Annotated in this window: 12 protein-coding genes and 2 pseudogenes; 10 read left to right on the forward strand and 4 right to left on the reverse strand. The window is 64.7% G+C overall.

The window, feature by feature from the left end:
- Positions 1-65: 65 nt before the first annotated feature.
- The 3 genes and pseudogenes from OOT33_RS16065 to acpP all read left to right on the forward strand — a co-directional run bounded on the left by OOT33_RS16065 (position 66) and on the right by acpP (position 1,597).
- A complete protein-coding gene (locus OOT33_RS16065; RefSeq protein WP_129927364.1) occupies positions 66-719 on the forward strand; it encodes a Crp/Fnr family transcriptional regulator in 654 nt (217 codons plus the stop codon).
- A 19-nt stretch (positions 720-738) separates the two neighbouring features.
- A complete protein-coding gene (locus OOT33_RS16070) occupies positions 739-1,125 on the forward strand; it encodes a hypothetical protein (RefSeq protein WP_230461522.1) in 387 nt (128 codons plus the stop codon).
- Positions 1,126-1,392: 267 nt separating this feature from the next.
- Positions 1,393-1,597, forward strand: a pseudogene (gene acpP / locus OOT33_RS16075) (acyl carrier protein).
- A 6-nt stretch (positions 1,598-1,603) separates the two neighbouring features.
- Here acpP and OOT33_RS16080 read toward each other — a convergent pair.
- Positions 1,604-2,380, reverse strand: a complete 777-nt coding sequence (locus tag OOT33_RS16080) for a hypothetical protein (RefSeq protein ID WP_011950475.1) — start codon at positions 2,378-2,380, stop codon at positions 1,604-1,606.
- Positions 2,381-2,639: 259 nt separating this feature from the next.
- On the opposite strand from OOT33_RS16080, the gene OOT33_RS16085 reads away from it, so the two are divergent.
- Both OOT33_RS16085 and OOT33_RS16090 read left to right on the forward strand, forming a co-directional pair.
- The gene (locus tag OOT33_RS16085; protein WP_017183261.1) at positions 2,640-3,134 is read left to right on the forward strand and encodes a MucR family transcriptional regulator; all 495 of its coding nucleotides are present in this window, start codon (positions 2,640-2,642) and stop codon (positions 3,132-3,134) included.
- Positions 3,135-3,279: 145 nt separating this feature from the next.
- Complete coding sequence (locus OOT33_RS16090) at positions 3,280-3,711, forward strand: hypothetical protein (protein WP_017183262.1); 432 nt, start codon at positions 3,280-3,282, stop codon at positions 3,709-3,711.
- Between the two features lie 59 nt (positions 3,712-3,770).
- On the opposite strand, the gene OOT33_RS16095 is transcribed toward OOT33_RS16090, so the two are convergent.
- The 3 genes from OOT33_RS16095 to OOT33_RS16105 all read right to left on the reverse strand — a co-directional run bounded on the left by OOT33_RS16095 (position 3,771) and on the right by OOT33_RS16105 (position 6,011).
- Positions 3,771-4,574, reverse strand: a complete 804-nt coding sequence (locus OOT33_RS16095) for an N-6 DNA methylase (RefSeq protein WP_011950478.1) — start codon at positions 4,572-4,574, stop codon at positions 3,771-3,773.
- Positions 4,575-4,845: 271 nt separating this feature from the next.
- Positions 4,846-5,610 carry an IS6-like element IS6100 family transposase gene (locus OOT33_RS16100; RefSeq protein WP_001389365.1) on the reverse strand — a complete coding sequence of 255 codons (765 nt, stop codon included), beginning with the start codon at positions 5,608-5,610 and terminating at the stop codon, positions 4,846-4,848.
- A gap of 32 nt (positions 5,611-5,642) precedes the next feature.
- Positions 5,643-6,011, reverse strand: coding sequence for an Hsp20/alpha crystallin family protein (locus OOT33_RS16105; protein WP_307751037.1), 369 nt, complete (start codon positions 6,009-6,011; stop codon positions 5,643-5,645).
- A 280-nt stretch (positions 6,012-6,291) separates the two neighbouring features.
- Between OOT33_RS16105 and OOT33_RS16110 the strand changes: the two genes are divergently transcribed.
- The 5 genes and pseudogenes from OOT33_RS16110 to OOT33_RS16130 all read left to right on the forward strand — a co-directional run bounded on the left by OOT33_RS16110 (position 6,292) and on the right by OOT33_RS16130 (position 13,774).
- The gene (locus OOT33_RS16110; protein WP_307751028.1) at positions 6,292-7,776 is read left to right on the forward strand and encodes a carboxylesterase family protein; all 1,485 of its coding nucleotides are present in this window, start codon (positions 6,292-6,294) and stop codon (positions 7,774-7,776) included.
- Positions 7,777-7,932: 156 nt separating this feature from the next.
- The gene (locus OOT33_RS16115; protein WP_307751027.1) at positions 7,933-10,062 is read left to right on the forward strand and encodes a TonB-dependent receptor domain-containing protein; all 2,130 of its coding nucleotides are present in this window, start codon (positions 7,933-7,935) and stop codon (positions 10,060-10,062) included.
- Between the two features lie 8 nt (positions 10,063-10,070).
- Positions 10,071-11,474 (forward strand): annotated as a pseudogene (locus OOT33_RS16120) (FAD-binding oxidoreductase).
- A gap of 55 nt (positions 11,475-11,529) precedes the next feature.
- A complete protein-coding gene (locus tag OOT33_RS16125; RefSeq protein ID WP_307751026.1) occupies positions 11,530-12,480 on the forward strand; it encodes an alpha/beta hydrolase fold domain-containing protein in 951 nt (316 codons plus the stop codon).
- The gene (locus tag OOT33_RS16130; protein WP_232333061.1) at positions 12,464-13,774 is read left to right on the forward strand and encodes an MFS transporter; all 1,311 of its coding nucleotides are present in this window, start codon (positions 12,464-12,466) and stop codon (positions 13,772-13,774) included. The genes OOT33_RS16125 and OOT33_RS16130 overlap by 17 nt, the downstream gene beginning before the upstream one ends.
- Positions 13,775-13,806 lie beyond the last annotated feature (32 nt).

Here is a 13,806-nt window from a genome sequence, read left to right on the forward strand (position 1 = left end):
AAGGCAGGAGGCAAATCATCGTTCAGACCCGAGGCCTTGCTTCACACCTGAAGATTATCGGCGCGGTGGAGCTATTTCGCGATCTGCCTCACGAAGCGCTGGTGCATGCCCATGCCTGCGCACGCATCGAACGATTGCCAAAACATGCGAGGATTTTCGAGCAAGGAGCCCGTGCCGAGCGGGCCTATGCGGTGGCGAAGGGCAGCGTGAGAATCATCCAGACCGGCAGTGATGGCGGGCAGGCGATCATTCGCTTTATCGGCTCCGGCGAAATGTTCGGAACAGTGCCTCTCTTCACTGACCACCTTCTTCCGGCGGACGCGATCACAGCGGAGGCGTCGGTCGTCCTCAGTTGGAGCGAGGCGGATATAGTAGTGCTGATCGGCATATATCCGCAGGTGTCGCTGAACGTCATTCGAGTGATCGGGACGCGGCTTATCGAACTTCAGGATCGGGTCCGCGAGTTGGCCACCCAGCGCGCCGATCAGCGTCTCGCCCGTGCGCTCCTGCGCCTGATCCGTAACGATGGTGGCGACGAGGTAGCGTTCCCGCTACGTCGTAAGGACCTGGCGGAGTTCTCGGGAACGACCCTTCACACTGCGAGCCGAATGCTCTCCGCCTGGGCCAGGGCCGGCCTGCTCACAAGTATCGGACGACGCATCCTAATCCATGATCGTACTGCTCTGGACTCCCTCGCAGAGGGCAGGCCACTCCTCTAGCAATTGGGGCGTTAACTTGATGAAAACCGCACCCCGGCCAATTTGCCTCACTGTGGCCCGCATAGAATTATTGGCTTTGGCGGCGACAGCCGCGCTCACGATCGGCGCGACTGCGCCGATAGCCGCGCAGTCCTCTGACCAGAAGCCGGCAGCCCCGCAACCGCGCATGTTATATCTGCCAGGCCGCGGCACTGTTCTTGTTCAGCCCGCGCCGACAGACGATCCTCGCGCGGTTGCGCGCACGGTCATCGTGCCGGGCTACGGCGAGGTCTATACCGTGCCTGTGCGGCCGAAAGACACTCGAAGCCCGAGGCAGCGTTGCGTTGACGAGGAGATAGCGCGCGAGGGAGGTTCTCCCTCCGCGTTGGCGATGGGCGCAATCGACCTGAAATACAGCCAGCGGTAACGGCCTAACCTGGGGAGCGGATAGCTCATGTAGGCCGCATGCGTCTCGAAATTCGAGCGTTTTAGAGACGGGTTGGTTTAATTGTGCAGCCTCAGAGTCACCCCGATCAGCCGGGGTTCGCTCGGAGTGCCGACGATCAGGCCGCTATTGCCCGCCTGAACTGTCAGGTTCTGCATGTAGACCTTGTGGAACAGGTTGCGCGCAGAGCACGAGCCCGCTCCGCGGGAGGGTCGCTTGGGGTGACGTAGCCATCGGGTCAGCGATTTCGTGGCGCATCAGTTTGGCGCCGACCGCGAGAAAGTAATGCCCAACGCCCATTTCATTGATGATCTCGGGGCAGACAGCCTGGATGTCGTCGAGCTGGTCATGGCGATCGAGGAAGAAATTCGGAATCGCGATCCCCGATGCCGACGCGGAGAAGAACCAGACGGTCGGTGAGGCGATCACCTATGTCGAAGGCGTCAAGGCCTGAGAGCGATCACGGCCCCGGCAATAGTTTAGGATAGGGCAACCGCGGGAGTGCGCGGCCCTGTCGGCGCGCGTTGCGGGTGAGCTCGAAGCAGTAGGTGAAGAGTCCGGATTGGCGGTGGCGGGTCAGGAGCTGCTCGGCCTGAAGGCGGGCGAGCCATGCGGCTGGGCTCTCGCGCAGGCCGGGCGCCGGTAGACCGAGGCGGACGATCTGGTCGATGGCGCCATCCATCCCGCGTTCGCGGAGCCGGATCTTCGAAAGCGTCCGATCGGAGATCGTCTGGCCTGCGGCGCGAAGGACTGTACGCGGGCGCGTGGTGCCCCGGTGCGCCCCGGAAAGAGCGGCGTAAACCCGGCCGGTATGCCCGAATTCGGGGTCGCTGTAGGAAACGACGGCTTCGATCGCTGGCCGCGCCTGGCGAAGCAGTCGGAAGGCCCGTGCGCAAAAGAAGCTTTCCCCGTTCTGCGGGACCCGGTCGAGAAGAATCAGGCGTGCGAGAACGCATCCCTTTGCCGGATCGGTGAAGCCCGTGTGCCGGGTGATGACGGCGTCGGTCGCGGGAACCGCGAAGACGGCCACGCCTGCCAGGACCGCGCGGAGTCCAAAGAGGCCGACTGCGACCTGGGCTGCCGGATAGCTCGGCAGATAATGATGCTCGGCGATGAACGTACGCGCTACGGCGTGATCGATGATGTCGACCGAATAGGCCTTCGGATTGATGATGAGAGAGTCCGTCGCCCATAAGGCGCGGCGTTCCCGCCATCGCTGGCTTCGTGAGGTCTCCATGTCCTGGCTCCCGGGTGGAAGGGGTCGAAGGCGCTTGGCCTCCGACCGGTCTCCCCGGCCCATTCCCCTCTTCTTTGGACATGAATCGACATGAAGGGATTTACGGAATGTTCGGGTTTGGACGCGATCAGATATCGTACGTCCCTGTTTGGCGCGGGTGAATAGGTGCTCCTGTGAGCCTTTGGGAACTTCACAGGGCGCCATGTTCCCGGTAGCGAATAGTCTTCCGGGTTCTTCAACCAGAGAAGGCAAGATCATCATGAGCGACGTATCGGAAAACGATAGCACGCTGATTACCCTGACCGCTGATATCGTCGCGGCGCATGTGACGAACAACAGCGTGGCGGTGGCGGATTTGCCGTCCCTGATCCAGAATGTTCACGGAGCGTTGAGCAATCTCGGCAAAAGTGAAACGGCGCCCGAGACAAAGCAGGAGCCGGCGGTATCCGTGCGTGCCTCGGTGAAACCTGACTACATCGTCTGCCTGGAAGACGGCAAAAAGCTCAAGATGCTCAAGCGTCATCTCATGACGCACTATCAGATGACGCCGGCGGACTATCGTTCGAAGTGGAATCTTCCGGCCGACTATCCGATGGTCGCGCCCAATTACGCCGAGCAGCGTCGCACGCTCGCCAAGAGCATCGGACTTGGCCGCAAGCCCAAGGGGTCCAGCGCTGCCGCATCGGCAAAGGCGACGAAATCTGCGCCGGTTCGTCGCGGAAGTCCGAAATCCACCGAAGGGCAGCCCGCCTAATAGGACTTCCTCTGGGGAGACGGCCGGTTTGGAAAAGGGACCATCGGATCAAGATATTTCGACGCGGCGCTCGACAACACCTCCGGGGCTGATCGAGACTCGCACCCCGTCCTATCCCGGCACGGAGGCGTCGGTTGGTACGGTCATGACCTTGGCCGACGCCTACTGGGATGCCGCGCACAGGCTGCTGCCGCAGATCGAGAAAGGCCGGAGTGTCTCGTCCACCCCGGCTAGGCTGTGCGCCATTCAGTCGATCGAGACTTACCTCAATGCGTTTCTGCTCTTTCATTCGGTCGATCGAAAGCAGGTCCGGGGATTGCAGCATGATCTCGCCGAACGGACGCGGTTGGCTGTCGAGAAGGGATTGTCTCTCCGGCGCCGTACCGCGGAGCATCTGGTCCGATTGAGCGATCAGCGCGATTATCTCATGGTGAGATATGGGCCGGAACAGCTCAGCGATCTGTCCGAAATCAATCGGATGTTCGCCACGCTCAAAGAGATCGCGGAGAAGGTGCGGGCAGCGATTTTCGAACAGCCCTATGATCGCTCTGACCGGAGGTTCCGGGTATATTGGTGATCCAGAGCCCGCCTCAGAGTGTGATGTCCAGAGCCGAGGCGCGCTGGCGGGATTGCAATTCAGAATAGGGTCAACTGCTCGCCGACCGTTCTGGTCCTTGGCTCTTGGGCTTGCTTATCGTGGGTTGTGCGTTCCGGTGTCGTTTCAGTAAAAAATCGCGGGGGTTGTTCGACCAAGCGTTCCTGGCTGGCAAGCCTGGCGCCCCAGCCGCCGAGGATGTGGGCCGGCGTGAACCAGTGTTCGCGGACCTCGTTGCTGAGAGAGTTACCAACGATCACGTGGGCCGGAATGTGGAGCAGCGAGAACTGGATATAGCCCATGTGTACGGCGCGTTGGTCGATATCGATCGCCGTCACGTGGAGATGGCGCTGATAGTTGATCCCGGCGGCGCGCATCGCTTCGGCGAGAGCAATGACCATGGCGCCGGCACCGCAGGCGGGTTCCATCGCGCTGACGAAACCCTTGTCGTCGATCAGCGCCAGGGCGTCCTTGGCATCGCCAAGCGTGACCTGTGCCATCATCTGGCAAACCGGATAGGGCGTGAAGAATTGCCCACGGTTCTTGTTGTGGATCTCGAGCGCGGTGAAGATGCTCCCGAGGACGTCCCCTGGCGCTTCCTCCAGTGCCATTGTGATCTCTCCGAAGACGCGAGGGAACATCTCGATGGTGTGCTGCTCATATCGTCCCACGATCTCGAGATAGCGCGCCTCGCGCGTTTCCCGGGATCGGCTGTCGACGCTGTTCGAGATGCTGATCGCTATGAGCTCCATGCAGTCGGAGAAGAGCGTGTAGCGGTCGTGACGATAGCAATGCGCATCGAAGAGTTTCAGGACGTTCCTGATGTGTCGATCCTGCGGCGGCATGAGAGATCCCCGGTCACGGGGCCGCTTCGCGCGGCATCGCGACGTTCTGATTGGCGGGCGTGGAAGGGCTCGGGCGAATGGCTCGGCGCCCGAGCCCGGGTCAGTTCGTGGCCAAGAGCGCTTCGAGCGTCACGGCGCGGCGCGGCCGGCGGCCGAACTGATAGCCATGGTTGGTCGCGTATTTGCTGAGCGACATGGCCTTGCGGTTGAGCGCCACGGCTCTGTTGCAAAGATTGGCGGCAGTCAGAGGTAGGCTGTCGCTCTGCGCCGATCAGGCGGCTGCTGCGAAATGGTGGTTGAGCATGCCCATGGCCTCCGTCAGCGCCGAGGGCCCAATGCCAAAAGCTCTCTCCACAAGGCGCACCTCGCCCCTGATGCCGGGCTGCAGGCACCAGGGGCGAGCCTGTCCTTTGCGCAGGGCTCGCATGACTTCGAATCCCTTGATCGTGGCATAGGCCGTGGGGATCGATTTGAAACCGCGCACCGGCTTGATCAGTATCTTGAGCTTTCCGTGATCGGCCTCGATCACGTTATTGAGATACTTCACCTGCCGGTGGGCCGTCTCCCGGTCCAGCTTTCCTTCGCGCTTCAATTCGGTGATCGCTGCACCATAGCTCGGCGCTTTGTCGGTATTGAGCGTGGCAGGCTTTTCCCAGTGCTTCAGGCCTCGCAGGGCCTTGCCCAGGAACCGCTTCGCTGCCTTGGCGCTGCGGGTCGGCGACAGGTAGAAATCGATCGTGTCGCCCCGCTTGTCGACTGCCCGGTACAGGTAGGTCCACTTGCCCCGCACCTTGACGTAGGTTTCATCCAGGCGCCAGCTCGGATCAAAGCCACGCCGCCAGAACCAGCGCAGCCGCTTCTCCATCTCCGGGGCGTAGCACTGGACCCAGCGATAGATCGTCGTATGGTCGACCGAAATGCCGCGTTCCGCCAGCATTTCCTCAAGGTCGCGATAGCTGATCGGATAGCGACAATACCAGCGCACCGCCCACAGGATCACATCACCCTGGAAATGGCGCCACTTGAAATCCGTCATCGTTCCGTCCGTCCAATCTCCGCCAAGCATGCTCAAGCTTCACGATTTTTGCAACAGAGCCCGCTCGACCGGCGAACCGAGTCATAGCGGCCCGGCGGCAGCGGCAGGCGTCGTTCGAACCGGCCTTGCGGGAGTTCGAGCCGATGGATCTTGGCGATGCGCAGTTCGGGAGGCAGGATCCGGTAGCCGCGGACGACCAGCACGCCGTCGTCGATGAACGCCTCGGTCTGGTCGAGGTCGACCCCGGGCAGCGCGACGAGCACGAGCAGTTCGCCCTCGGTCTCGAGCATGTCGGCCGGCGGCTCCCAACTGGGCGCGCCGCCGCTCGCCCGCGACGGGGCGAAGGCCTGCTGATGCAGGCGCTGCACGCGGTCGATCAGGTCGACGGCTTCCGCCCACATCCAATCCCGCGATCGGCCAGAATTCATGTGACGTCCTCTCTCGGCGGCCGGGGGTGTGCCGTGGGGCACGGCCGCTCCCCCGTAATAAGGAAACGCGGACCCGCAATTTCAAGCGGTGCCCGAAACGAGCCTAGCGTCCCGCCGTTCGACGCCGGGGAGCGTCCGAAGTTCCGGCCCGCAAGACGGGGCGCATCCAGATAGAGCCGGTCTGCACACTGCAATAGCGGGCACCGTGGTGCGTATATGCGTTAGGTAGAACGAAAATGTGCAGGAGATCATGATGGCTAGAGCGATCGTCGACACGACCGCTGGAACGGTGCGGGGAACAATCGAAGCGGGCGTTCGCCGCTTCCGCGGCGTTCCCTATGCGGCCGCGCCGGTGGGCGACCGTCGCTTCGCCGCCCCCGCGCCCGCCGAACCCTGGGAAGGCGTGCGCGACGCGGTCGACCCCGGCCCCAACGCCCCCCATCGGGTCAAGGCATTCCCCGGCCTCGACGTCACACCGCTGATCGGCAGCGGCTGGGTTCAGGGCGACGATTATTTGTCGGCCAATATCTGGACGCCCGAGGCCAATGGCGGCGGCCGGCCGGTGATGGTGTGGATCCACGGCGGCGGCTTCGTGATCGGCAGCAAGGACGTGTCGATCAGCGACGGCGCCGCCTTCGCCCGCGCCGGTCTGGTCTGTTTCGCGATCAACTACCGCATGGGCATCGACGGCTTCCTTCCAATCCCGGGCGTGCCCACCAATCTGGGCCTGCGCGACATGATCGCAGCGCTGCAGTGGGTGCGCGCGAATGCCGCGGCATTCGGCGGCGATCCGCGCAATATCACGGTGTTCGGCGAGTCCGCGGGCGCCATGGCGATCGCCGACCTGATCGCTTCCCCGCTCGCCAAAGGCCTGTTCCGCCGCGCTATCATCCAGAGCGGCCATGCCGGCATGACCCGCGAGATCCCGGTGATGCAGCGACTGGTCAAGAAGCTGGCCAAGCTGCTGCGGGTGACGCCCGACCGGGCCGGCTTCGCCAGCGTGGCGCCGGGCGATGCGCTCGACGCGGTCGAGCAGATATCGGCGCCGACCGCGCGGATCGACCTGCGCGATTCGAGGGGGCATGAGCCGATGTTCGGCCTCAGTCGCTTCCTGCCCGTCCATGGCGACGACGTCCTTCCGCTCCAACCGCTCGAAGCTTTGCGGCGCGGCGCGGGGAGCGATGTCGAGGTCCTGATCGGCACCAATGCGGAGGAGATGAATCTCTTCCTCGTCCCCTCCGGGGTGCGCGACAAGATCGGTGGCCTGCTCGCGACATTCCTGCTCAGCCGATCGCAACCGGGCGCGCGCAGGGTGCTCAAGGCCTATGGCCTGGGGAAGCATGGCGTGAAGCCCGGACAGGCGCTGACCGACGCGATGAACGACCTCGTCTTCCGCTGGCCCGCGCGCCGTTTCGCCGAGGAGCATCAGGGCCGGACGCATATGTACGAGTTCGACTGGCGCTCGCCCGCCTTCAAGGGCGAGCTCGGCTCCTGCCACGCGGTCGAACTGCCCTTCGTGTTCGACACGCTCGCGACCGCGACGGGCGCGCAGGGCCTGGTCGGGGAAGCCCCGCCGCAGCAGCTCGCCGATCGCATGCATCGGCTTTGGGTCGACTTCGCCCGCGACGGCAACCTGCCCTGGTCGCCGTTCGACCGCGAGAAAAGGCTGGTCTATTCGATTTCGGACGGACTCGCCCGTTCCGAACCACGCCTGCCGGCGGCGACCTTTCTTCCTTGATTTCAGACACTTGATCGGGCCGGTCAATTGTCCGAGCCGATCGGCAAAGCCGGCGGTGCATCAGGACCTTTCTGAAAGGTAAGCTATCGGATAGGTCCTCTTCATTGGTTGGCGCCAGATCATCAAAGGTCGGCGCGTTTCAGGAGAGGACCACAGATGCGCTTCACCACCATGCTCGTCTCGGGATGTGCGTTCGTCGCGCTCGCCGCCTCGTCGGCCGTCGCGCAGCAGGCCGCCCCCGCCGCGGCCGAGGAAGCGACCGGCGATCAGGACATCATCCAGGACATCATCGTCACCGCCCGCAAGCGCAACGAAACCCTTCTCGACGTTCCGGTCGCGGTGACCGCCGTTTCCGGCGACGTGTTGGCGAAGCGCAGCATCAACTCGGTCCGCGAGGCAGCCCTTCTGTCGCCGGGTCTGAACATCAACAGCGATGGTGCCGGCCGCGCCATCGTGTCGATCCGCGGCGTCGGCGTCACCATCGTCAGCACCGTGCAGCCGGGTGTCGGCCTGTTTGTCGACGGCATCTATCGTCCCAACACCGCCTATCTCAACAACCCGCTGAACGACGTCGAACGGATCGAGGTGCTGCGCGGCCCGCAGGGCACGCTCTACGGCAAGAATACGCTCGGCGGCGCGATCAACGTCATTACCCGCCAGCCGGGCAACGTCTTCGAAGCGCGCGGCATGGCGAGCTATGCCGGCCCCGACAACGCCTGGCAGGTCGGCGCTTCGGTGGCCGGACCGATCGTCGAAGACAAGCTGGCGGTCCGTGTCGCCGGGTCGCACCGCGAACAGGACGGCTTCATCAACAACGTCATAATCGGCGGCAAGTCGAACAAGTTCAACACCGACTCGATCAACGCCACCATCCGCGCGACGCCAACCGAAGACCTGACGATCACCATCGGCGGCTATTATGACTGGGTGAAAGGCACCAATGGCCCCTATGCCCGCGTCACCGGCCCGACCGACTATCTGCGCACCAACCAGTTCAACGCGTTGGGTGTCGCCAATTACAAATATCGTGGCGTCAATGCGAAGATCGAAACCCCGATCGAAGCACTCGCCAGCAAGCTGACCCTTCAGGCAGCCTATGACCTGCGCAACACCGTTTCGCCGGACTCGGACGCCGACTTCGGCCCGCTGAACGCGGTCCGCGACAACAGCCCCGACCGCCTGCGCACGACAACGACCGAGCTTCGCCTCGACAGCGACTTGAGCGACCAGATCTCGACCTTGTTCGGCCTGTTCTACAGCCGCGAAACGACCTCGGCCTCGCTGGCGCGCACTATCGTCATCGCCGGAAATGCCGTGGTACGGCAGACCGACAAGCGCGTGGGAAATACCTACGCCGCGTTCGGCACGCTATTCTGGAAGCCCAACATCGATTGGGAAGTGGCCCTCGGCCTGCGGTACGACCATGAAAGCCGCAAGGCTTCGGGCACCGTCAATGGGGCGGCGCTCCCCGATGCCAGCCTCAAATCGGATCAGGTCCAGCCCAAGCTGACCGTGACCCGTCACTGGAACACCAGCATGATGAGCTACGCCTCGGTGGCGCGCGGTTATCGTGGCGGTGGCTTCAACGCCCCCAACGCGCCATTCCGGACCTACAAGGGCGACTCCGCCTGGACGTACGAGGCCGGGACCAAATATTCGACCCGCGCGCTCTCGCTGTCGGCCGCAGTCTTCTACAACGACTATAAGGATTATATCGGCCCCAACTCGGTCGCGCCGGCTCTCCCCTCCGGCCTCGTCAAGGTCGACCTGAACAGCGGCGATGTCGAAAGCTACGGCGTCGAACTCGAAGGGCTGGTGCGGCCGACCCAGCAATGGACGATCAGCGGTAGCCTCACCTACATGCACGCCCGCCTGACGGACAGTTCGCCTTATACCGCCGTCACCGGCCGCACGCTTTCGAGCGACCGCCTCACCTTCCAGCCGGACATCATGTTCAGCCTGTCGAGCGACTATGCCGTGCCGATCGGCGACGACACGCTGACCTTCAGCGCCGGCGTGCAGGGCAAGGGCAAGCGCCTCGCCGGGACGCTCAACGAGACCACGCCGACCTTCCTGAAGGGCTATGCGCTGGTCAACGGCTCGATCACCTACAAGACCGGTCCGTTCGAGCTGGCGATCTTCGGCAACAACCTGCTCAACAAGAAGTATTTCGAGAGCTACATCGAGAAGACGGCGTCCCTGCTCGCGGGCCTGCCGGCGGCTTCCGACCTGGGCATCATCGGGGATCGTCGTCGCTACGGCGTCCGCGCCTCCTTCAAATATTGAGACAGGCCATGACCGCGCCCCTGCCCAATTTCGACCGCAAGCCGCTGCCCACGGGCTTCCTCGACGAGGTTCGTGCGGTGGTCGGCGACCGGCTCGGCACCGGGGAGGCGATCCGCCTCCAGCATGGGTCGAGCGAGACCCATTTCGATCCGGTGCTGCCCGATGCGGTCGCCTTCGTTCGCTCGACCGAAGAGGTGGCGGCGCTGGTCAGGCTGTGCGTCGCCGCCGAGGTACCGATCATAGCCTTCGGCGCCGGCACCTCGCTCGAGGGCAACGTCACCCCGGTCAAGGGCGGCCTCACGATCGACCTGTCGGAGATGAACGCGATCCTCGAGGTGAACCAGGAGGATTTCGACTGCACCGTCCAGGCGGGGGTGCGGCGCGAACAGCTCAACGAACATCTGCGCGACCAGGGGCTGTTCTTCCCGATCGATCCCGGGGCCAACGCCACCATCGGCGGCATGGCGTCGACCCGTGCGTCCGGCACCAACGCGGTGCGCTACGGTACGATGCGCTAGGCGATCCTGTCGCTGCGCGTCGTCACCCCCGACGGCAAGGTGATCCGTACCGCGCGCCGGGCGCGCAAGTCGGCGGCGGGCTACGACCTGACCCGTCTGATGATCGGCGCCGAAGGCACGCTGGGCATCATCACCGAGATCACCCTGCGCCTGCACGGCATTCCCGAGGCGATCTCCTCGGCGGTCTGCTCCTTCGAGACCCTCAAGGGCGCGGTCGACACCGTCGTCCAGTCGATCCAGATCGGCGTGCCGGTCGCGCGGATCGAGATCCTCGACGATGCGCAGGTTCGGGCCTGCAACGCCTATTCGAAGCTCGACTATCCCGAAAAGACGACCCTGCTGTTCGAATTCCACGGCTCCGAACGCTATGTCGAGGAGCAGGTCGAGACGGTGCGCGAGATCGCCGGCTATAATGGCGGCGGCGAGTTCCTCTGGTCGAACCTGCCCGAAGAACGCAACCGGCTGTGGAAAGCGCGGCACGAGGCCTATTACGCCGCGGTCAACCAGCGCCCCGGCGCGGTCGGCTGGACCACCGACGTCTGCGTGCCGATCAGCCGCCTCGCCGAATGCATCGTCGAGACCAAGGAAGATCTTGCGACGTCGTCGGTACCCTCGACGATCCTCGGCCATGTCGGCGACGGCAATTTCCACGTGATCTTCGCGATCGATCCCAAAAGGCCGGAGGAGATGATCGAGGTCGAGGCACTCAACGACCGGATCGTCGCCCGCGCGCTCGCCATGGACGGCACCTGTACCGGCGAACATGGCATCGGTCTGGGCAAGCAGCAGTTCCTCGTCGACGAACTGGGTGACGCGGTCGAAATGATGCGGCTGATCAAGCGTGCGATCGACCCGAAGGACCTGTTCAACCCCGGCAAGATATTCCAGCTTTGAACGAAGGCCCGGTTCCGTCCGGGCCTCCGTCATGTCCGCTGGAAAGGATCTGCCCGTGAACAGCCGCCACCTCGTCGACCCCGAACTCCTGCCCGTTCTGGAGCAGTTTCCGGACAGCGAGCTCAGCCGCGAAAGCCTGCCTGCGCTGCGCGAGCAGTTGAGGGCGATGCTGCCGCCGGCGCAGACCGACGCGGCGATCGAGGTGAAGACCGTCGCCGGCCCTGCGGGGGGCCCCGACATCCAGCTGCGCGTCCTGCGACCGAAGGACGCGGCCGCCGCCCCGCTTCCCGTCATCTATCACATCCATGGCGGCGGCTTTGTCGCCGGCACCGCGGATCAGCGGGACATGTCCAACGGGCCGCTGGCGATCGAGCTGAACTGCGCGATCGTCTCGGTCGACTATCGGCTCGCGCCCGAGACCGTGTTTCCCGGCTCGATCGAGGACTGCTATGCCGGCCTTGCCTGGGTCTTCGCCAACGCCGCCGAACAGGGTTTCGATACGGCCCGGATCGGCGTGATGGGCGAAAGCGCGGGCGGCGGCCTTGCCGCGGCGCTGGCGCTGCTGGCGCGCGACCGCGGCGAATATCCCCTCGCCTTCCAGCAGCTCATCTATCCGATGCTCGACGATCGCAACGGCAGCGGCGCCGAACCCCATCCCTTCGTCGGCGAATATGTCTGGACGCCGGAAAAGAACCGCTTCGGCTGGGAAGCCCTGCTCGGCCATGCGCCCGGCGGCGCCGACGTTTCGCCCTATGCGGCGCCCGCCCGCGCGACCGACCTGTCAGGCCTGCCGCCGACCTTCCTCTACGCCGGAGCGCTCGATCTCTTCCTGGAGGAGAATCTCGATTATGCGCGCCGCCTCGCCCGCGCAGGCGTGCCGATCGAATTCCATCTTTTTCCCGGAGCCTTCCACGCCTTCGAACTGCAGGCCGACGCCTATGTCAGCCGGCAGGCGCGGCAGCTCAGCCAGTCGGCCCTCAGGAGGTTCCTTGCCCCTCGCACCTGACCCAACGCGCGCCGAACCGCGCCTGTCCGCCGCGCTGCCCGCGCTGTTCGCCCTGGCGCTGGCGCTGGCCATCGGCACGATGTCGATCTTCCTTTTCAGCATCGTCCAGGAGGCCGCCAAGGCCGAACTGGGCCTGACAGACAACCAGCTCGGCTTCATCCAGGGCGTGGGCGCGGCGGCGCCGCTCGCCGTGCTGGCGGTGCCGATCGGACGACTGGTCGACAGCAGCAACCGGATGCGGCTCCTGCTCCTGCTGGTGCTCGGCTGGACGATCGGGCTGGTGCTGACCGCCTTCGCCGACAGCGTCACCGGGCTGTTCATCGCCCGGATGTTCGTCGCGGTGGGCGGCTTCTGTTCGGTCACCGCCGCTATCTCGATCGCGGCCGACATGTGCCCGCCGACCCAGCGCGGCAGCGCGATGCTGGTCCTGACGCTCGGCAAATGGGGCGGCAGCGCGGGTGCGTTCGCGCTGGGCGGCTGGCTGTTCGGCATGCTCGGCACGATGGTGCTTCCCGCATGGATCGGCCCGGTCGCGCCTTGGCGCGGGGTCCATCTCGCCGTGGCCGCGATCGGCGTGATCGTGTGCCTGCCGCTGCTGTTCGTCCGCGAGCCGGCCCGGCGCGAGACGGTCGCGGGCGCCGATGCTCCCTTCTCGGTCGCGATGCGCGAACTTTGGGACCGGCGTGCCTTCATCCTTCCCTTGTTCGCCGGCCAGCTCTCGGTCGCGATGATCGATACCGCCGCCGGCATCTGGGCCGCGCCGGTGCTGAGCCGCAGCTATGGGCTCCAGCCCGATCAGTTCGCCCAGTGGATGGGCCTGGTCGTCTTCGCCGCCGGCGTGATCGGATCGATCCTGGGCGGTCTTGTCGCCGACTGGGGCCATCGCCTTCCGCGCCGTGGCGGCATCCTGATCGGCGCGATCGCGGCGACGACCCTGTCGGTGCCGATGTCACTTTTCCCGCTCGCCCCCGACGTGCCCAGTTTCGCGCTGATGCTCGGGCTCTTCCTGTTCTGCGGCACAGCCGCCGGGCTGATCGTCGGCGTCACCATCACGGTCCTGCTGCCCAACGAGCTGCGCGGATTCTGCATTGGGCTGTTCGTGGCGCTGGCCGGCGTCCTCGGCTTCGGCGTGGCGCCGCCGCTGATCACGCTGGTCAGCGGCCTGCTGGGCGGGGAGAGCCATCTGGGCACCGCGCTCGCGATCGTCGGCGTCGTGATCACGGCGATCGCCTCGCTCGCCTTCCCCCTGGCGATGCGCCACGCGCCGCGCGATTCGACCTCGCTCGCCACATGACCTTTACCTTTCTGATAGGTCTCGACAAACCT

This window comes from Sphingobium sp. DEHP117, from assembly GCF_030867385.1.
Taxonomy (GTDB): domain Bacteria; phylum Pseudomonadota; class Alphaproteobacteria; order Sphingomonadales; family Sphingomonadaceae; genus Sphingobium.

What these genes read in the sequence shown, in the direction of transcription:
- OOT33_RS16070 (WP_230461522.1), top strand. Translation starts at nt 739, where the DNA reads ATGAAAACCGCACCCCGGCCAATTTGCCTCACTGTGGCCCGCATAGAA.
- OOT33_RS16080 (WP_011950475.1), bottom strand. Translation starts at nt 2,380, where the DNA reads ATGGAGACCTCACGAAGCCAGCGATGGCGGGAACGCCGCGCCTTATGG.
- OOT33_RS16085 (WP_017183261.1), top strand. Translation starts at nt 2,640, where the DNA reads ATGAGCGACGTATCGGAAAACGATAGCACGCTGATTACCCTGACCGCT.
- OOT33_RS16090 (WP_017183262.1), top strand. Translation starts at nt 3,280, where the DNA reads ATGACCTTGGCCGACGCCTACTGGGATGCCGCGCACAGGCTGCTGCCG.
- OOT33_RS16095 (WP_011950478.1), bottom strand. Translation starts at nt 4,574, where the DNA reads ATGCCGCCGCAGGATCGACACATCAGGAACGTCCTGAAACTCTTCGAT.
- OOT33_RS16100 (WP_001389365.1), bottom strand. Translation starts at nt 5,610, where the DNA reads ATGACGGATTTCAAGTGGCGCCATTTCCAGGGTGATGTGATCCTGTGG.
- OOT33_RS16105 (WP_307751037.1), bottom strand. Translation starts at nt 6,011, where the DNA reads ATGTGGGCGGAAGCCGTCGACCTGATCGACCGCGTGCAGCGCCTGCAT.
- OOT33_RS16110 (WP_307751028.1), top strand. Translation starts at nt 6,292, where the DNA reads ATGGCTAGAGCGATCGTCGACACGACCGCTGGAACGGTGCGGGGAACA.
- OOT33_RS16115 (WP_307751027.1), top strand. Translation starts at nt 7,933, where the DNA reads ATGCGCTTCACCACCATGCTCGTCTCGGGATGTGCGTTCGTCGCGCTC.